Below are 18513 nucleotides of genomic sequence, written 5' to 3'. Positions count from 1 at the left end.
ATTGATTCAACTTTCTGCTTGTTTCACATATCTGTCGCGATATTCATGCTGCAGCATACTCATCAAAATCGAATCGTGGTATTGGTGATTGTAAAATAAAGCATCCCGCTGCACACCTTCACGTTGAAAGCCTACTTTTTCATAGCAGCGGATGGCCTTTTCATTAAAATCAAATACATTCAGCTCAATCCGATGCAGGTTACAAATACCGAATCCATAGCCTAGCATGAGCACAAGCGCTTCGGTGCCGTAGCCTTTGCCTTGATCCCCATGCTCATTGATCGCAATACGGATATTGGCGCTGTGATTCAGGCTATCCATATCCTGTAGCGCAATATCCCCGATGACACGATCATCTTCCTGAAGTGCAATGAGCAGCAGCAGGCTTGAGGAATCCTGCCCTTTCGTATTATGAGATCAACCAGTTCTTTCTGGTTGATCCTTTTTTCATTTGCATAGAGGATTAAGGTAGCCTGGTCGAACGTACCTGCCCGTGGGACTTGATCCCGAGCGCTATAGTGTTCGCCCTACTTGTCATGACCATGATTGAGGCTGGTTGGGACGTAAGATCCCGTATAACAAGCGATGCTATGGAGCGACAAGAAGAACCTTAGGGATGCCGGGGAATCTAAACTTACAGGGAGAGATGAAATGAATCCAGTTGTCGGTCTAGATATTTCAAAAGAAGAAAGTCATGGACAAGCCTTTTTAGCGCGCGGAAAGCCCTTCAGAGGGACATTCCACTTCGAGCACACTCGTGATGGCCTAGCAAATTTACATCAAGTTTTGAAGGATGTTGAGACTGCATCCAAACTACGTCCTCTGCTTATTCTAGAAGCAACCGGCCATTACCAAAGTCCCGTTGTTCAGTTCCTAGAAGAACATCACTACATTTACATTATCATTAATCCGCTCATCTCAAATCGGCTTAGAAAGTCTCAACTTCGTAAAGTAAAGACGGATGCTGCTGACGCTTACCTATTGGGAGAATTGTACTACAAGGAAGAGTTTGAACCTTTTAAAAAAAGAGGGGTGCAACTTCTCAATCTGCGCTATCTTACAAGACAATATGATTCTCTTTCAAAGATGTGTGTACAGACTAAACTACAATTCCAAGCTGTTTTAGATCAGGTTTTCCCGGCTTACAAAGGCGTCTTTGGAGCTATGTATTCCGGTGTTTCACTACGGTTTTTAAGTGAATTCCCAACCTCATATTCAGTTTTGCAGACAGATGAAAATACACTCAAAGCTAAGATGAAAGAACTGCTTTCTTCGAAACGAGGGCGTTCAGAGGACTGGATTAACCAACGGATTCAACGACTGCTAGATGCGGCAAAACAAAACCCGTTTCAGCAAACCATGTATGCTAGCCACTTAATCAATTTGAAAGTCCTTATTACCCTCATTCTTCAGTATCAAGAGCATCTTACTGAATTGGAACAGAACATAGATGCTCTGGCCGAAGAAATTGAAGAGTATGAATTAATTCAGTCGATTCCCGGTATTGGGCATAAAATTGCGGCAACAATTTTATCTGAAATTGGAGAAGTCGACCGATTTGATCATCCTAAAAAGCTAGTCGCCTTTGCAGGCATTGACCCGAGTGTCTTTGCTTCCGGTAAATTTACAGCAACTCGAAACCGAATCACGAAACGTGGTTCCAGGCAGTTGCGTTACGCACTGGTAATGGCTGTCCAGTGTGGGCTTATACGCTCCCGAAATATGCGACTCAAAGCGTTCTATGATCGCAAGAGAGCAGAAGGAAAACCACATAAAGTAGCTCTAATCGCATGTGCAAATAAGCTCATCCATTGGCTTTATGCAATCTTGAAAAACAAAAAGGAATTTAGTCCAATTTAAAAGATTATCATTGGCATAACCTTCCAAGACACAACGGAAATTGGAGGGTTATTTGGCATGCTCATTTTAACTATACCACATGATTTAGAATCACTTTACTGGTAATCTTGACAAGCTATTAGCTGGTATGGCTTCTATATAACGAGCAATTTGGTCTTTGGTAAAGCTTCGCTGTGTGCCCGTCAGCCTCCGCACTTCCTGATGAAACAACGTATTATAATACAGCTCGGTGTCCTCCACGTTAATGGGACGCAAGTACACTCGTGATCCTTCAAGCAGTCGTGCCACTGGCGTTGCGGACGAATAATTTTGAGTCAACTCGATCTCTCCTATGCTAAAAATATTGATGCTACAATAATATAAATTTCTTAAATGGAAGCAAACGATTACGCTAGATCGACATTTTGTTCAGTCGAAGGGGGAGGATCAGCAAGAGACTCGCGCCAAATTACAGATTGAAGCAGAAGTCCTGCCAAACCCAGGATTCCAACAGACATCCCGATCCAGACAAAAGCCGTTCCTGCCCCTGCTATTCGGATCAATACTCCCCCGGTAAGCGGCGAAATGACCATGATCGCTCCAATCACGGTACTTTGAATACCGAAGACACGCCCCACCATATCAGCAGGGGTTTTGGCTTGTAATATGTAATTCTGGGTGATAATGTACAGACCATTCCCCACACCTAGCATGGCCCCGATCGTAAGTAGTACGGGTAGTCCTGTCCCGGGTTGCGCCCAGCCTAAAGCGGCAATCGCTCCGCCAATCAGCACATACCCTCCACCGAGTCCCCAGCCTGCGCTTATACGATTCAAGCGATTAAGCACAAGCATACAGCCGACTGCGCCAGCACCTATGGCTGAAACTAGCCAGCCGAGCAGCGATTCGTTGCCTGGGGCGAGCACTCGCAGCAGCGTAGGAAACTGGTAGTCGATCATAAGAATGGCGATCAAGCCGAACAGCCCGAATATGAGCGTATGCAAAAGCATTCGACTGCGCCAGAGGAACGCCCAACCCTCCCGCCACTGGCTGAAAAAACGGGATACGCGAGCAGGCTCTCCCTGCATCTTGGCATCATCAGCCCCATGCGCTGTAACCGATGTCGACTTTCCGAGCTGCTCGTCAGCACCAGCAACCGCTTGCTGGTCTGTGCTGGCCAGCGCCGGACCGATTCCGCGCAGCGGCCATAGCAAGAGGCCGGAGCAGAGGCGCAGCAGTGCATTTAGGATAATGCATGCTTGCGGGGACAGCACAGTCAAGGTCATGGCGCCCAGCAATGGTCCCGCCACTTTGGAAGCCTGGTTGACCAGCCCATTCAGTGAGGTTGCACGGAACAGATCGCCACTGGCGACTACTGTACGGGTCAAGCCTTGCTGTGACGGCATCTGGAATACGCCCGCAGCCGCGCGCAAGCCGAGCAAAGGCAACAGCCACACCGGACCAGGGACGGCGAGAATCGTCAGCGTCAATAAGGCGACAGCTACATCGCAGCCGATCATCAGTCGGGCCTTATGTACCCGGTCGGCTAACGTGCCTGCAATGGAACCGAGCAGCAGACCCGGTAGCGCCATAACTACCGGAATCAGCGCAATCAGCATCGGGTCAGCTTCCCAGCGGTAAGCAACAAGCACCTGAATGGCGATAGCATCAAACCAATCACCAAAGGAAGCAGCCGTATGTGCCGCAAACATCCGCCGAAAATGGCCATTACGCCAAATGCTAGGCGTGGACTGCAATTCTTTCTTTTCCTTCATTTCTACTCACCCTGCTCTCATTATCTGCTTCTTTAGCAATAAGAACATTCTAGCGGGCCTATATCAGAGGAAAATCAGACAGCTAAAAAAATCAGGCCACAAAAAGGATCTGCTCCAGCCAGCACCTCAGCTCCGAACGACGCAGTGTTAAGCTATTGTCCCGATCAAGTTGATCGTATTGAGCCGCATACTTCTCTTCCAGCATGGGATACGGGCCGCACAACTTTAAGAAACTGCGAATTTGACTAACCGCTTTGATCTTTAGCAGTTCCTGTTTTGCCATATCAAGGGTGACCAGCCCCTCATCCATGAGCCTCTCGGCCTGGTCCACATCTCCAGTACGCAACAGCATAAGTCCGCGCAGCAAGCGATAACGGCCCAGTTCGCGCAAATACGGAGCCTCTGACAGCATGCCTTCCAGACGATCAGACAGTTCGGCAGCCTTTTCCATATGATTGGCGACCAGATGCATGTACATCTCCATGAGCGCAACTGGCATCACAAATTTATCAAGATCATCCCGCACCATAACCTTGAAGGTCAGTGGTAGACCTTCCTGTGCGCGTTCAGGTTGTCCATTCTCCACGTAAGCCTCCAGAATATTGAGGATACGTAATTCCCGCTCCTGATCACTGGACAGCAATCCGCTGGCAAGCGCACGCTCACATAGGGCAAGCCCTTGATCCGTTACCCCTGCGGTGCACGTATAAAGCAGCAACATCCAATACAAACGGTCTGCGGGTGCAAAATCCTCTTGTTTCAAAAACCAAGCTACATCCGCCTGTACAAAACGGGTATACATTTGATAATAGGCAGACATTTGGAAACCCATCTGCTCCTGCTGTTCAGCCAGCGCTACGATGGAATCGCCTTGCCCCAGCAGGTGATACTTTCGAAAAAGTCCATGAACGGCGTCCTGTACTTCCTGATCGTGCAAAGAAGGATGATTTCGTGGTTGTATGCCAGTCAGGGTCAAGCTGTAGCCATATCCTCTGACCGTATGAATACGGAGTCCATTCCATGACTTAAGTTTTTTGCGCAATCTATAGATATGATCATCCACTGTACGCTCCACTGGATATTCCAGTGGCCACACACGATCCAGCAGTTGTTCCCGGGTGAACACCTGATTCCGGTTATCGTATAAAAAGCGCAACAACGCAAACTCTTTAGCCAACAACATAACACGATCTGCATTATAGACCACACTGTAGCCATCTGCATCAAATTGCAGCCTGATCATCCACCTCGCCTCCGACATATCGTTTCTTAGCTGCACCCAGCCCTGTAAACATAAGCAGAACACTCAGGCACAAGAGTAAAAGCAGCGGAATTGTCCAGCCTCGTGTCGCATCATGCAAATAGCCGAACAGCGTCGGCCCAGTCGCTGCTAGCAAATAACCAAAGGATTGCGCCATACCTGACAGCTCTGCTGCCTGCTGCGGTGTTCGCGTCCGCAAATTAAAGAACATCATAACTAGCGGAAAAGCAAAACCACCCGCTATACCCATACAAATGACCCAAATCACACTCCACTGTGTAGCCCCGAGCAGAAATCCACCCAGACCTATAAAATAGAGCGCAGCCATAATCAGAACCAATATCCGCTGATCCTTCACTCGCGCCGCCCAAATAGGCACAATAAAAGTAAATGGCATTTGCGAAAATTGCATCACAGACAGCATCCATCCCGCAGTCTCTGAATCCATTCCCTGTCCGCTCATCATTTCGGGAAACCAGGCAGCAGGAACATAGAACAGGGCAGATTGCAGCCCCATAAACAGCGTTACCTTCCAAGCCAAAGACGATTTATACACATTCACCGTTCGGGCAGATACTACCGCTTGACTAGCCGTTCGGCGCGCCTTAAGGAGCTGCGGCACCCAAAGTAAAATACCTAGGACACCGACAATCGCCCAAATCCCCAAAGCACCGCGCCAGCCCATTCCTCCGTTCAGAGCCAGCGGTATACTCAGACCGGATGCTGTTGCAGCGACCACATTCATGGATACGGAATATACGCCGGTCATTAGTCCGCTGTTGCGTGGAAATTCCTCTTTGATCAAACTGGGCAGCAAAACATTGCACACAGCAATAGCCAGTCCCAGCATCGCAGTCCCGACAAATAATGCAGTCACCCCCAGCGTCGAGCGCACTACAATACCTGCGGTCAACAGCAGCAAGGCCGCAAAAATAATAAGGGAAGACCCGAAGCGCCGCGACAGTTTGGCTACAAAAGGCGACAACAGTGCAAAAGCAAGCAGCGGGAACGTCGTTAACAGACCACTTAGTGTATTCGAAATATGCAAAGAATCCTTAATCAAACCGATAAGAGGTCCTACCGAAGTAATCGAGGCGCGCAGATTGGCACCTACCAGGATGATCCCTGCGGCAAGCACCCAAGGACCTGCATGCCACAACGATTTGTATACCAAAGCTCGTTGGTGTTGCTGTGAACTCATCTCTCCATTCTCCAATCCATTCTGTATTATGCTCAAAGGCTCCAACCAAGTGTAACGGCTGGAGCCTAGGCAATTTTTATCTCATTAAATTATAAAGGCATTCGTGCCATATGCATAGGACGGATCGACACAGCGCCCCAATTTTAAAATCAGCTTATCACTTCATCATACAAAAAAGCTGCCTGAAAGGATGATTTCCTTTTGAGGCAGCTTTCAGTTCATAACTTCGATGTGAGTAGCTCTGCTTAACGTACCAGCCAGCCGCCATCCACCGCCAAGATATGACCATTCATGTAGTCCGAACCCTGACTGGCGAGGAAAACAACAACCCCCATCAGGTCAGACGGATCACCCCAACGACCCGCAGGAATACGTGACAAAATCTCTTGATTGCGACTTTCATCCGCACGAATTGGAGCTGTGTTCGCTGTAGCAATATAACCAGGAGCAATCGCATTAATCTGAACGTTATGAACCGCCAGTTCGTTCGCAAATGCCTTGGTTATACCAGCTACTGCGTGCTTGCTTGCTGTATATGGCGGAACGAACTTGCCGCCCTGGAAAGCAAGCATAGAAGCGACATTAATAATCTTCCCGCTTTTTTGCTCTACCATTATCTTCGCCACTTCCTGGCTCAAATGGTATACAGCATTCAGGTTGATTTCCATAACAGCGTCCCAATCTTCATCTTTATACTCCAGCAAAGGAGCGCGGCGGATCGTACCCGCGTTATTGACAAGGATATCAATTTTGCCAAATTCCTTGACACACTCTTCTACAAGTTTTTTAATGGATGCTTTCTCAGTCAGGTCAGCCTGGTGAAAAGCAAACTTCACACCCGTTGGCTCCAGCAGACGTCTTGTTTCTTCATAATCATCATTGTTAGCTACAATGAACAGGTTTGCGCCTGCCTTGGCCAAAGCTACGGAATATCCTTGACCTAATCCACTGTTGCCTCCTGTTACAATCGCCGTTTTACCTTTTAGACTGAAAAAATCCAATGAAAAATCGTCCAGACCCATACCTACGCCTCCATCACAAATTAGTATAAAAACCTATATTTTCTGAAGCCTACAACGCTGCACGTACTTCTTTGTATTTAGCCACATAACGCGCTGCATTTTCTGTGATCAAGTCGTAGCGACCTTCCTTGGCTGGAGCCGTCAAATTGCCTCCAATTCCCACGGCCACACAGCCGTTACGCAGCCAGGTTTCCATATTATCCAGATCAACGCCACCGGTTGGCATAATCTGCACGTGAGGCATTGGCCCTCTCACGGCCTTAACAAAGTCCGCCCCCATCGTATTGCCCGGGAACAACTTCACAACATCACTACCCAATTTCATGGCTTCCTTGATCTCATTCAGCGTCATGCAGCCAGGCATATAAGGAATAGCGTACAAATTGCATAGCTTCGCTGTTTCTTCTTCAAAAGAAGGACTCACAACAAACTCTGCTCCAGCCAGAATAGCGATTCTCGCCGTCAGTGACTCCAGTACAGTTCCTGCACCAATAACGGCCCGATCCTTAAATTCGTCTCTCAATCTTCGAATGACCTGATCCGCATCTGGCGTGGTAAACGTAAGCTCAATATTATCCAAGCCGCCTTCAATACAGGCTTTGGACATTTGATACGCTTCCTCCGCTGTGTTTCCCCGAATGACTGCGACAACACCAACCGAAGTAATATGTTCCAAAACTTTCTTTTTCGTCATGTTCCTGATCCTTTCCACGAATGGGATGACCATGGTTCCTCAGCCGCTTGCAGGTCTACGTTCCAATACAATGATTAACGCAACTCGCTCATGGCTACCTGATCCATGTCCTTGTATGTTTTATTTTCACCGGCCATGCCCCAAATGAAGGTATAGCTGCCTGTAGCTGCACCGCAATGGATAGACCAAGGCGGAGAAATAACGGCTTCATCATTTTTCATGACCAGATGGCGTGTTTCGTTCGGCTCACCCATCAGGTGGAACATTCTGGCGTTTTCGTCCAGTTCAAAATAGAAATACACTTCCATGCGACGGTCATGAACATGTGTCGGCATGGAGTTCCACACACTGCCGTTCTCCAACGTGGTCATCCCCATAACCAGCTGGCAGCTTTGAATGCCTTCGTCATGGATAAAGCGACGTAACGTACGGTTATTGGCTGTTTCTTGCGAACCCAGACTTTCAGACGGCACATCGGCAAAAGACTGCTTCGTCGTTGGATACGTGGTATGAGCCAAGGCTGAAACGATATAAAATTTCGCAGGCTTTTCGCTGGAATCGCTTTCAAAGATCAACTTCTTAGCACCTTTACCTACGTAGAGACAGTCTTTTGTGGCCAGCTCGTAAGTTTCACCATCCACCTTGACCGTACCGCTGCCGCCGACATTAAAAACACCCAGTTCACGGCGTTCCAGGAAAGTTTCCGCTTTGATTTGATCGCTACCTTCCAGTGCAACAGATTTATTCACGGGATGAATGCCCCCGATAATGACACGATCTTCATGCGTATAGACCAGCTTTACTTCCTCAGGTACAAAAAGCTCCTGGATCAGATAGTGCTGACGCAACTCTTCAGTCGTAAAATGCTTGGCATGTTCGGGATGAGTTGAATAACGCATTTCCATAAAAACATTCCTCCTGTTTAGATAAACTTTTTTATCAACGGAATTGTTATAAAAGCGGTTTCTAACTCTACTTCTTAGCTAGAATTGTAATAATTATCTAAGAGTGTGTCAACCCAAAACTTCATCATTCCTAGAAAAAGCCTTAATATTCGCGGATTTTTACACGATTTTTACCTTTTGATAAACAAAATCATATTTTTTTATCTACATTGCCCAAAAAGTTTTTAGCAAATATATCAACTTACTCATTGTGAAAAACCGATTTATGTGATAATTTCATTTTATTCAAGCGGTGCATACGCTTACAGATTTAGTTTACTAAACATAAGGAGGAATTCAAATGACCGCAACATTGGATGCTGTTACCTTTGGAGAACCCATGGCTATGTTTTACGCCAATGAAGCAGGCTCTCTGGATGAGGTGCGTTCATTTACCAAAGCGCTGGCCGGGGCGGAGACGAATGTTTCGGCCGGTTTGTCGCGTTTGGGGCTACGAGCTGGACTCGTGACCAAGCTCGGCAAGGATACGTTCGGCAAGTTCATTGCCGATGCACTGCGTCAGGAGAAGATTGACACCCAAAATGTTATGTTTACCAAAGACCACTCTACCGGGATGCTGATTAAATCCAAAGTTACCAGCGGCGACCCTGAGGTCGAATATTTTCGCAGGCATTCCGCCGCTTCCACACTAAGCATTGCTGATTTTAACGAAGCTTATTTTGCCGGGGCTCGCCACCTACACTTTACAGGTATTTCTGTCGCACTTTCCCCTGAATGCCGCGACTTCGCTCGACATGCGAAGCAGTTTATGAAAAAGGCAGGCAAAACCGTATCCTTCGATCCTAACCTCAGACCCAAGTTATGGCCTGACACACAAACGATGGTGGAGGCGATTAACGAAGCATCCGAGGGTTGCGATTGGCTGCTGCCAGGCATCCATGAGGGTAAAATACTAACAGGCTATACTTCGCCTGAAGATATCGCTTCGTTCTACCTCGATCGCGGCACCTCGCTGGTGATCATCAAGCTGGGAACCGAAGGCGCCTATTACAAATCCGCAGATGCAGAGGGATATGTCAAGCGTTTCCGCGTAGATCATGTCGTGGATACTGTCGGCGCAGGTGACGGCTTTGCCGCAGGTGTGATCAGCGCGCTGCTGGAGGGATTACCCCTGGCTGAAGCGGTCAAGCGTGGTAATGCACTTGGTGCGCTGGCTGTCATGTCCGCTGGAGACATGGACGGCTATCCGACACGAGCCGAATTGGAATCTTTTTTGCTCAGCGCCAGCACGAATTAGTCTGGGCTCATTCCCCGCCTAACCTTCACCGCTACGAGCGCAAGCTCAACAAGGCCGCATCCAAGTCAGCCTTAACTTCCAATAGCCCGTATTCACATTTGTGTGACCTGAGCAGCATGCGCATACTCAGGTCACACAAAGGAATACGGGCTATTTTTATAATATGTGGTATGGTGCTCATCTACAGCGTTTTGACAGATTCTCCTCGATTGATATCCGGCACAAATCGGTAAATAATCGGAACCGACTCGCCGCCTTCCTCAATGCTGGACAGCAACGTTTTTGCCGCCTGCTTCCCCATATCCGCAATCGGTTGTGTAATGGTCGTAATTGGCGGATTGTAAATATGAGCAAACTCCGCATCGTCAATCCCGATAATGGACAGCTCTGCCGGAATGCGTATACGGCGAGCATTCACATACTTTAACGCCTCAGCCAACACGATATCATTCCCGGCCAACAATGCAGTCGGCGGCTCCGGCAGTTGGAACAGCTCCTTCAATGTCTGCTGGATTTCTTCTCTCGGCACACTGTGCATATATTCTTCACGAAATGGCAAGCCATGCTCCTCCAGCGCCTTCTTATATCCGCTGAGCCGCTCCACTCGTGGAGTAATCCGATTCAAACCAAGGGGCAAGGTAATCAGTGCAATTCGTTCATGCTTGTGAGCCACAAGTTCCTGAATCGCCAGCTTAATCGCCATTTCGTTATCCAACAGCAGGCTACGTGTATTGACACCGTCCACCAAGCGGTCCAAAAACACCAATGGATATTTTTCACGAATGAGCTGGTTGTAAATGTCTGCATGCTTTCCTGTCGGGAAAATGATTAAGCCATCCACTTGACGGGCCTTGAGCATCTCAATATACTGACTTTCCTTGTCAGGGTTTTCATCGGCGTTGCAAATAATCACCTGTATGCCAAAGCGCTGCAATTCCTCCTCAATCGCACGGATAGACTGAATCGACAGCGTATAATCAATGTTGGCTACAATGACTCCCACCATAAACGTCCGGTTTTGCTTCAAGCTACGGGCTAGCCCGTTAGGCTGATAGTTCAGCTCTTGAATAACCTCGGCGATCCGGTCTTTGGTTTGGTCGCTCATATATTTATATCGTTTGTTCAGAAATTGCGAGACAGTGCTTTTAGACACTCCCGCCTTCTGGGCAACATCTTCAATCGTCGGCTTCTTCATCGGTACACTCCTTGTCTTTCATGTACTGCGTTAGTGCAACAAAAGTATATCTTTCTTTTAGTAAATTTACCATACTTCTATTTATGAATGCCATTATGATATATTCTGAGCTTAAAACTTACCTGTGGCGCCACTGCGCGTTTTTTTCATATACAGTTTCTGGTTCTCTGCTATTTCCTCTCTATGCAGCAAAAAGAGGCAGCTCAAGATGTTCTCTTGAACTACCTCCACGTATACAACTCTATCGAAAAGCTAGATTCTAGCTAACCCGAATTATTACTTGGATTAGTGCGCCGGAACAGGCGTTGCAGGCTGATCTGGTGTATCGTGCTCGACCAGCGAATGCTTCTCCCATAATCGGCTTCTCCAGCGGGCATACATGATGACAGCACGAGTCCATTCATCAGCAGCAATCGCCAGCCATACACCAGCCAGTCCCATATCCAGCTTGAATACCAGCAGATAACCCAGCGGCAAGCTCATGCAGACCATGGAGATCAGGCCCATAAAGACCGGGAACTTGGCATCTCCAGCAGCACGCAACGAGTTAATAATGACGATATTCGTCGTCCGGCCAGTTTCCAGCAGAATGCTAAGTAAAATAACCTGTGCACCCAAACGAATAATCTCAGGGTTTTCCGTAAACAAACCGAGCAAGGGTACACGGAAAAAGATAACTATCGCATCAATGATCACAGTCACGAGCAGCGCCCATTTCACACTGCTCAATACACGTTTATAAGCCGTATCCTTCTCTCTGGCTCCCACGAGTCTTCCCACTACGATAGCTGTTCCCATACCAACTGCCATACTGAACAAATAAATATAGCTCGAAATATTATTGGCATATTGACGTGTCGCCATTGCTTCTGCGCCCAGATAGGTCACGTACAGTGTGAATATGAGCTGACACGACTGATACATGATGGACTCCAGCGCGGATGGTACACCAATACGCAATATTTTTGAGATAAATTTTTTGGATAAATGGACGTAATATTTCCACTCGACACGGACCTCAGTTACCCGGTACATCAGCCAGAAGAAGATCAAGAGACAAATAAAGCGGCTACCTACTGTAGAAATAGCAGCACCCTCTACACCGAGTGCAGGCATTCCCCAATGTCCCAAAATCAAAACATAGTTGCCGACCACGTGGATCACGTTCATAAAAACCGATACATACATCGTTTCTTTGGTAAAACCGTGCGTACGAATGGTCGCCGCCAGCGAGTTAATCAATGCCTGAAGGAAAATGGCCCCACCGACGATACTCATATAGGATTCCGCATAAGTCAGAATATCACCCTGGACATTCAGCCATTGCAACATATGAGTACCAAACACAAGAAAAATGACGCTTAGCAAAAGACCTACCATTAAATTCAGAGTAATGGCCGTACCCGTCACCTGGGCCGCTTCGACTAGTTTCTTAGAACCGATATATTGAGCTACGACGATAGCAGCGCCGTTGCCGATAACCTCCAGTACAAGGATAGCGATTGAAATAATTTGATTGGATGCGCCCACACCCGACACTGCATTATCAGATACAGAGCTGAGCATGAATGTATCGACGCTTCCCATTAGCATAAACAGGAACAATTCAAGGAAAATAGGCCATGTCAAACGGAACAAATTCAGTTCCTTGGCTTCGGACAATACCGAACCATTTTTTAGTGCTCTGGTTGTCATTCATTCACCTTTCTTCATAGAATATTTAACGATCAAAGGGTATGTTAGCACAGTCATTCTGAAAATACATCCCGTTTACGTAAAATGATTTGAAAAATGCGTAAGAATTCATTTATCACTCTCTTTATAATTGATTATCGAACTTTATTGAAATAGATTGTTGCAAGAATATATCCATAATCCGGTATTTTCGACGTAATTATAAGCTAAAGGGTATAATAGATTAAGAGCTTGTGAGCATTGCCGCTGACAGGCTGTGCAGATTGTTGTATGCTGCATAAGCATAATTTGTATATTAGAGATGGAATATATAGACCATTCATAAGCTTAAACGGTAATAAAGGAGGCTTTTACAGATGACTCAGTCATTTCATGCCCTTGTCGTCGATCAGACGCAGGACGGTGAAGTTCAAGCAGAGGTTCGTTCTTTGGAAACTGGCAGTTTACCTGCTGGAGAGGTATTGATTCGTGTCGCTTATTCCAGCATCAACTATAAAGACGGGCTTGCCGCCCGCAAGGATGGCAATATTGTCAAAGCCTATCCATTCGTACCCGGCATAGATTGCTCGGGAACTGTCGTCTCCTCGGAGGATAGCCGCTTTAGCGAGGGACAAGCGGTACTCGTTACAGGCTACGGGCTAGGTGTGTCTCAATTCGGAGGATTCAGCCAATACGCGCGTGTGCCTGCGGACTGGGTAGTTCCGCTTCCAGACGGACTCACGCTGAGAGAGGCGATGATTTTCGGGACAGCCGGATTTACCGCAGCCCTGTCGTTATATCGGCTAGAGCAAAACGGCGTTGAACCGGAGAAGGGCAAGGTGCTCGTCACCGGAGCAACGGGTGGCGTAGGCGGTGCAGCCATTGCCTTGCTGCACAAGAGGGGCTACCATGTCGTAGCCAGCAGCGGCAAAGCCGAATCGCATGATTACCTCAAGGCGCTCGGAGCAGCCGAGGTTATTTCGCGTGAGGAGGTCTACGACGGTGCCGAGAGCATCCGACCGCTAGGCAAGCAGCTTTGGCAAGCGGCTGTAGACCCTGTAGGCGGAAAGCCGCTCGCTTCGCTGCTTAGCCAGATCGCCTACAACGGCTCTGTTGCCGTGAGCGGCCTGACAGCAGGCACCAAGCTGCCTACGACGGTGCTGCCGTTTATTTTGCGCGGTGTAAATCTGCTGGGCATAGACTCTGTCTTTTGCCCCTATGACACCCGCGTAGCGATCTGGAAGCAGCTCGGCAGTGACTGGAAGCCGGAGCAGCTGGAACAGCTCGTTGAGCGCGAAATTGGCTTGGCTGACCTGCCAAGCGCGCTCGAAGACATCCTGGCAGCCCGCTCACAGGGTAGAACGATTGTACGGCTAGCTGATTAAGCGGGATTATGCCCGCAAGCTATCCGTTAGCGTGTTTTTGCCCCGAAGGAGTGCTCATCCCGTAGGGGCTAGCAATGAAACATATAAGAAGCCTGTAAATCTGCAGTTTTGAGATTTACAGGCTTATTTTTTTGTGTGGTACATTGGAGAAAAAGTGGACACATTCGAAGCGGACGATCTATTTTTCACAACCAAATGAACCTTTTGAGGACTCCAGTTGTTATATAGGTAAACTGCACGAGAAAGGAGAGCCATCATTGCAAAGTAACCGAGAGTTGTTTGATCTATATCAACGGGATGTATACCGAACCTGCTATTACATGGTCCATAATGCCTCGGATGCAGAGGATTTAACACAGGAAGTATTTATTACTCTGTTTCGCAGTAATCACGAGCACATCGAGCAACTAAAAGCCTGGATCATGAAAGTTACGGTCAATCATTGTCTGAACCATCTTAAACGCCAAAAAAGCCTGCATTTGAAGGTAGCGGCTAATCCCCATCTCTTTACTGGAACAGAAGGCAAGCCTGTGGACAGGCAGGTGGAGGAACGCGAGTCCGCTGAGGAATGGGCCATTTACATGAACCGCCTTCCGGCCAAAATCCGTGCTGTGCTGACACTTCGCTATATGCATGATTTCACGCTAGCGGAAATCTCGAAACTGCTGGAAATCCCGCTGGGAACCGTCAAATCCAGGACACACAAAGGACTAAAGTTAATGGAGCAAATACTGCGGGAGGCTGGTGCACAGATTCCCAAGCTGGAAGGAGAGAACTATGAACAACGTAGAAAAGGTATTGAAGCGTAAGCTAAATGAAGATTCGGAAATAGCCTATCCTGACTTCGATGAGATGTGGAACCGGATGGAACAGGCAGGATATACTGCCCCTACGCTAACCGATGCCTCCGATTCATTCACTCCACACCAACATAGAAATTGGCGCAAAATAGCCATCGCTGCCTCCCTGAGCGCACTTCTCGTTGCCGTTCCCGTCTATGCCGCCATTCATTATAATTGGGGCAATCTGCTGCACGGAAGAAGTGGAATTGAGACAGCATTAGCTCAAGACCTGGGACAGCCATTAGAACAGTCTGTCACCAAAGACGGAATAAAGCTGACGTTGCATACCGCTATTGTTGATGAGAACCGGACTGTAATTCTGTACAGCCTGGAGGTTGGAAAACGCGCAGACAACGAGTTTTGGAATGTCAAAGGGGTATCGCTTAAAAATGCTGCGGGAAAAAGTAGTGAAGGGGAGTATAGCTTCCAACAATGGGATGAGAAAAACCAACGCTATAACGGCTACTTTGAAAGCGATTGGACACCGCAGCAAGAAACAGAAAACGTGCGGCTGGCCGTGGATCATATTGAGCTTACCAGCGTTCAGGAATTGGATTTGCCGCTCGATATCACATCGCCTCAGAAACAGACTTTCAGGCTAGATCGTAACGGTCTACAAGATATGAAGGTACAGGTATTCGAACAAGGTAAGGACAAGCTGATGCTGTCATCAGCAATTACCTTCGATTCCTCCATACCAAAAGAATGGGACAATCCGCAAATTATTGCCTACAAAGATGGGAAGCCTGTGAACCCCCAATCTGGAGGGACATTTGGTACACCCGGTGAGAACGGAGAATACACAGCCCAGCAGTATTTTACTAAAGGGGATATACCAGAAGGGCAGACTACTTTTAAACTGCAATATGCACAAACGGAGAAAAGTATACATGAACCCCTAAACTTTGACCTGCAGCTAAGCAAGAAGAAAATGGAGAGCGGGACGATTAAAAGTGTGCTGAATACCCCCTTGGAGAACGGTAATCCGAATTTCATGCTGGAACAAATGATTGTGACACCGACACAAATCCGTGTCACGATCAGAAGCGAAAAGAAATTCGCCATGTTGCCTTATCAAAAATATTTTCTTTCTGTGAACGGCACAACGTTAGAGGGTAATCGTTGGTCTTCACCAGATCAGGACCACGATCTGAATACGATCCGTTTTGAACGGCCGGCCCATCTTGCGATTACCCGAGATACTCCCATTACTTTTACAGGCAAATACAAGGTTACGACTCATTCGGATGACAAAACGCCGCAGCATTTGACTGATATTTCTGAGCAAAAGCAGACGATAACGACGCAAATCGGCGGCTATCCTGTGAAGTGGACCTACTACAAACAAGGAGCAGATTTATTCGTAGAAACCGAAAGTGAGGATACTCACTTTGGAGGGATCAACCAGACGCATATGGGTCTGGGGAAAGAACGGATGATTGGCAAGCCGATCACAGCCAACTTCGCCGGAGACGGCAATAATAAGGCAGTCGATGTCTACAAGAACTTCAAGGGAAAGGAAGCTTCTATTTATATGTTCTACTATACAACGGACGAACCTGAAGCAGAGACGAGCGTACCCTTGCAGCCATTGACTAGCAACAGCCAAGCATCTAAATAACCATGCTATAAAAAGAGGGTTCTCTATACCTGTGTGATTCGCAGTATAGGGACCCTCCTTTCACTTGCCTAGTAAGGCACAGTCCGCTTGAAGCTGTTGTATTCTCACCTTATTTTACAGAACCTTGCGTAACACCATTAATAATCCATTTTTGTGCAATCAGATAGACAATAATCATCGGCAGCAAGGCCATCAAGTACGAGGCAAAGGCCAGATTAAAGTCAGTATTGAACTGTCCCTGGAACACATACTGGACGAGCGGCAATGTATATTGCTCCGCATCGCTGATAATAATGAGCGGCAGCAAAAAGTCATTATATGTGGACAAACAAGTGAGAATCCCCACTGTAGCACTAATCGGCGCCATCAGCGGAAATATAATACGCCAAAATGTCCCCCATGTCGTCGCACCATCTACCGTGGCTGCCTCTTCCAATGCCACTGGAATCGAACGAATATAACCGACATACACGAAGACATTAAACGCCAAACCATACACCGTATGCAGCACAATGAGACCCAACAGATTGGTCATATGCAGCCCCGAGGCCAGCTTTACAATCGGCAGCATGATGATCGGGAACGGAATAAACATGGCGCTGACAAAGTAAAAATATAATCCTTTGAAAAAACGCCGCTGCATATTGCGAGCAATGGCATAAGCAACCATCGAGTTGGTGAGCAAAGTGAGTATGACCGTCGATGTTGTCACCATCACACTATTCTGAAAAGCACTGAAAAAATGGGTCATTTCCACTGCACGACTAAAATTTTCCCAATGCAGCTCCGTCGGAAAGGCAAAGGCGGAATGCGCCATCTGCTCGGGATTTTTGAGTGCAATCGTCACCGTCATATAGAGGGGAAACAGGATAAATATTGTCCCCAACGCTACCAGAATCAGCACAGGCCAGTTGGTACGTCTGCTTGTTTTCATCAGTTATCCATCTCCCTTCTCTGGAGGAATCGCAGCTGTAAGATGGAAATGATCGCGATCACAATAAAGTAAATCACAGAGTTAGCTGACTGATAGGCAAATTCTCCTCCTCTAAAGCCTCCGGTGTATATCAGATGAGAAATCGACTGCGTGGCCCGTCCCGGTCCGCCGTTCGTCAAGGCCACGATCTGATCGAATACCATTAGGGAATTTTTCATCGCCAATACCATATTGATCGTAAAAAATGGAGCAATCAACGGAAAGGTAATGCTCCAGAATTCACGCCATTTACCTGCACCGTCCAGGTTGGATGCCTCATACAGACTGGTCGGAATTGTTTGCAGCCCTGCCAGATAGAGGATCGTATTAAAGGCAATGCCCTGCCATACGGCTACAATGACCACCCCCACCCAAGCCAACTGCTCGCTACCCAGGATGTTGGTCGATAGTGAACTGATGCGCAGATTTTGTCCCCAAATCGTAAACACATTCGAGAACAGGTAATTAAATATGTAACCTACAATTAATACGCTCAAAATATTAGGCAAAAAATAAATTCCTCGAAAGAAATTACGGAAACGTATTTTAGCGTTCAGCCCCATGGCAATCAACAAGCTGAGAATATTAATCGCAATGGTAACCACAATCGCAAATTTGAAAGTAAACCAGTAAGCATTGCCCACATTGTCATCCTGAAACAAATTAATATAGTTCTTAAATCCGACAAAGTGATACTGATGTCCGAATCCGTTCCAATTAGTGAGCGAATAGTAAAATCCCTGCAAGGCAGGTAAGGTCAAAAATATAAAAAACAATAGCACCGCCGGTACTGTCATCCAGTAAAAAGTCGTTAGTCGCTTATTCATGT

General features: G+C 47.3%; 15 protein-coding genes and 2 pseudogenes. 5 read left to right on the top strand and 12 right to left on the bottom strand.

Translation table 11 applies throughout. From position 1 onward, the window contains the following. Positions 1 to 6 precede the first annotated feature (6 nt). Positions 7 to 405: pseudogene (locus G7035_RS09830) on the bottom strand (GNAT family N-acetyltransferase); the annotation flags it as partial. Between the two features lie 246 nt (positions 406 to 651). On the opposite strand from G7035_RS09830, the gene G7035_RS09825 reads away from it, so the two are divergent. After that, entirely contained in the window at positions 652 to 1860 is a 1209-nt protein-coding gene (locus tag G7035_RS09825) for an IS110 family RNA-guided transposase (RefSeq protein ID WP_115293086.1), read from the top strand. 129 nt (positions 1861 to 1989) lie between these two features. On the opposite strand, the pseudogene G7035_RS09820 reads toward G7035_RS09825, so the two are convergent. The 7 genes and pseudogenes from G7035_RS09820 to kduI form a co-directional block, all read right to left on the bottom strand. After that, a pseudogene (locus G7035_RS09820) lies at positions 1990 to 2178 on the bottom strand (GNAT family N-acetyltransferase); the annotation flags it as partial. A 68-nt stretch (positions 2179 to 2246) separates the two neighbouring features. Next, positions 2247 to 3614, bottom strand: a complete 1368-nt coding sequence (locus G7035_RS09815) for an MFS transporter (protein ID WP_019688913.1) — start codon at positions 3612 to 3614, stop codon at positions 2247 to 2249. 91 nt (positions 3615 to 3705) lie between these two features. After that, on the bottom strand, positions 3706 to 4857 hold the full coding sequence (locus tag G7035_RS09810) for a winged helix-turn-helix domain-containing protein (RefSeq protein WP_019688914.1): 1152 nt from the start codon (positions 4855 to 4857) through the stop codon (positions 3706 to 3708). Beyond that, positions 4838 to 6076, bottom strand: coding sequence for a CynX/NimT family MFS transporter (locus tag G7035_RS09805; protein ID WP_019688915.1), 1239 nt, complete (start codon positions 6074 to 6076; stop codon positions 4838 to 4840). The genes G7035_RS09810 and G7035_RS09805 overlap by 20 nt, the downstream gene beginning before the upstream one ends. Positions 6077 to 6321: 245 nt before the next feature. Then, complete coding sequence (gene kduD, locus G7035_RS09800) at positions 6322 to 7098, bottom strand: 2-dehydro-3-deoxy-D-gluconate 5-dehydrogenase KduD (RefSeq protein WP_019688916.1); 777 nt, start codon at positions 7096 to 7098, stop codon at positions 6322 to 6324. A gap of 49 nt (positions 7099 to 7147) precedes the next feature. Then, a complete protein-coding gene (locus G7035_RS09795; protein ID WP_013373614.1) occupies positions 7148 to 7792 on the bottom strand; it encodes a bifunctional 2-keto-4-hydroxyglutarate aldolase/2-keto-3-deoxy-6-phosphogluconate aldolase in 645 nt (214 codons plus the stop codon). A 74-nt stretch (positions 7793 to 7866) separates the two neighbouring features. Further along, entirely contained in the window at positions 7867 to 8697 is an 831-nt protein-coding gene (gene kduI, locus G7035_RS09790; protein WP_017428648.1) for a 5-dehydro-4-deoxy-D-glucuronate isomerase, read from the bottom strand. Positions 8698 to 9037: 340 nt separating this feature from the next. Here kduI and G7035_RS09785 point away from each other — a divergent pair, with 340 nt between their 5' ends. Next, positions 9038 to 9994, top strand: coding sequence for a sugar kinase (locus G7035_RS09785; RefSeq protein WP_019688917.1), 957 nt, complete (start codon positions 9038 to 9040; stop codon positions 9992 to 9994). A 181-nt stretch (positions 9995 to 10175) separates the two neighbouring features. On the opposite strand, the gene G7035_RS09780 is transcribed toward G7035_RS09785, so the two are convergent. Both G7035_RS09780 and G7035_RS09775 read right to left on the bottom strand, forming a co-directional pair. Next, positions 10176 to 11189 (bottom strand): LacI family DNA-binding transcriptional regulator, encoded by a 1014-nt coding sequence (locus tag G7035_RS09780; RefSeq protein ID WP_013373617.1) that lies wholly within the window; start codon positions 11187 to 11189, stop codon positions 10176 to 10178. Between the two features lie 285 nt (positions 11190 to 11474). Then, complete coding sequence (locus tag G7035_RS09775) at positions 11475 to 12884, bottom strand: MATE family efflux transporter (RefSeq protein WP_016822716.1); 1410 nt, start codon at positions 12882 to 12884, stop codon at positions 11475 to 11477. Between the two features lie 356 nt (positions 12885 to 13240). On the opposite strand from G7035_RS09775, the gene G7035_RS09770 reads away from it, so the two are divergent. The 3 genes from G7035_RS09770 to G7035_RS09760 all read left to right on the top strand — a co-directional run bounded on the left by G7035_RS09770 (position 13241) and on the right by G7035_RS09760 (position 16711). Continuing rightward, on the top strand, positions 13241 to 14248 hold the full coding sequence (locus G7035_RS09770; protein ID WP_019688918.1) for an acrylyl-CoA reductase family protein: 1008 nt from the start codon (positions 13241 to 13243) through the stop codon (positions 14246 to 14248). Positions 14249 to 14505: 257 nt separating this feature from the next. Then, positions 14506 to 15057, top strand: a complete 552-nt coding sequence (locus G7035_RS09765; RefSeq protein WP_019688919.1) for an RNA polymerase sigma factor — start codon at positions 14506 to 14508, stop codon at positions 15055 to 15057. Further along, a complete protein-coding gene (locus G7035_RS09760; RefSeq protein ID WP_019688920.1) occupies positions 15026 to 16711 on the top strand; it encodes a DUF4179 domain-containing protein in 1686 nt (561 codons plus the stop codon). Before G7035_RS09765 ends, G7035_RS09760 begins: the two co-directional genes overlap by 32 nt. A 109-nt stretch (positions 16712 to 16820) precedes the next feature. Here G7035_RS09760 and G7035_RS09755 read toward each other — a convergent pair whose 3' ends face one another. Beyond that, a complete protein-coding gene (locus G7035_RS09755) occupies positions 16821 to 17645 on the bottom strand; it encodes a carbohydrate ABC transporter permease (protein ID WP_016822712.1) in 825 nt (274 codons plus the stop codon). Further along, positions 17645 to 18511 carry a carbohydrate ABC transporter permease gene (locus G7035_RS09750; RefSeq protein WP_019688921.1) on the bottom strand — a complete coding sequence of 289 codons (867 nt, stop codon included), beginning with the start codon at positions 18509 to 18511 and terminating at the stop codon, positions 17645 to 17647. The genes G7035_RS09755 and G7035_RS09750 overlap by 1 nt, the downstream gene beginning before the upstream one ends. Between the last annotated feature and the right edge of the window lie 2 nt (positions 18512 to 18513).

Source organism: Paenibacillus polymyxa, assembly GCF_015710975.1.
GTDB classification, from domain to species: Bacteria; Bacillota; Bacilli; order Paenibacillales; family Paenibacillaceae; genus Paenibacillus; species Paenibacillus polymyxa.
This window is presented reverse-complemented; position numbering and strand designations above follow the sequence as displayed.

What these genes read in the sequence shown, in the direction of transcription:
- G7035_RS09825 (WP_115293086.1), top strand. Translation starts at nt 652, where the DNA reads ATGAATCCAGTTGTCGGTCTAGATATTTCAAAAGAAGAAAGTCATGGA.
- G7035_RS09815 (WP_019688913.1), bottom strand. Translation starts at nt 3,614, where the DNA reads ATGAAGGAAAAGAAAGAATTGCAGTCCACGCCTAGCATTTGGCGTAAT.
- G7035_RS09810 (WP_019688914.1), bottom strand. Translation starts at nt 4,857, where the DNA reads ATGATCAGGCTGCAATTTGATGCAGATGGCTACAGTGTGGTCTATAAT.
- G7035_RS09805 (WP_019688915.1), bottom strand. Translation starts at nt 6,076, where the DNA reads ATGAGTTCACAGCAACACCAACGAGCTTTGGTATACAAATCGTTGTGG.
- kduD (WP_019688916.1), bottom strand. Translation starts at nt 7,098, where the DNA reads ATGGGTCTGGACGATTTTTCATTGGATTTTTTCAGTCTAAAAGGTAAA.
- G7035_RS09795 (WP_013373614.1), bottom strand. Translation starts at nt 7,792, where the DNA reads ATGACGAAAAAGAAAGTTTTGGAACATATTACTTCGGTTGGTGTTGTC.
- kduI (WP_017428648.1), bottom strand. Translation starts at nt 8,697, where the DNA reads ATGGAAATGCGTTATTCAACTCATCCCGAACATGCCAAGCATTTTACG.
- G7035_RS09785 (WP_019688917.1), top strand. Translation starts at nt 9,038, where the DNA reads ATGACCGCAACATTGGATGCTGTTACCTTTGGAGAACCCATGGCTATG.
- G7035_RS09780 (WP_013373617.1), bottom strand. Translation starts at nt 11,189, where the DNA reads ATGAAGAAGCCGACGATTGAAGATGTTGCCCAGAAGGCGGGAGTGTCT.
- G7035_RS09775 (WP_016822716.1), bottom strand. Translation starts at nt 12,884, where the DNA reads ATGACAACCAGAGCACTAAAAAATGGTTCGGTATTGTCCGAAGCCAAG.
- G7035_RS09770 (WP_019688918.1), top strand. Translation starts at nt 13,241, where the DNA reads ATGACTCAGTCATTTCATGCCCTTGTCGTCGATCAGACGCAGGACGGT.
- G7035_RS09760 (WP_019688920.1), top strand. Translation starts at nt 15,026, where the DNA reads ATGAACAACGTAGAAAAGGTATTGAAGCGTAAGCTAAATGAAGATTCG.
- G7035_RS09755 (WP_016822712.1), bottom strand. Translation starts at nt 17,645, where the DNA reads ATGAAAACAAGCAGACGTACCAACTGGCCTGTGCTGATTCTGGTAGCG.
- G7035_RS09750 (WP_019688921.1), bottom strand. Translation starts at nt 18,511, where the DNA reads ATGAATAAGCGACTAACGACTTTTTACTGGATGACAGTACCGGCGGTG.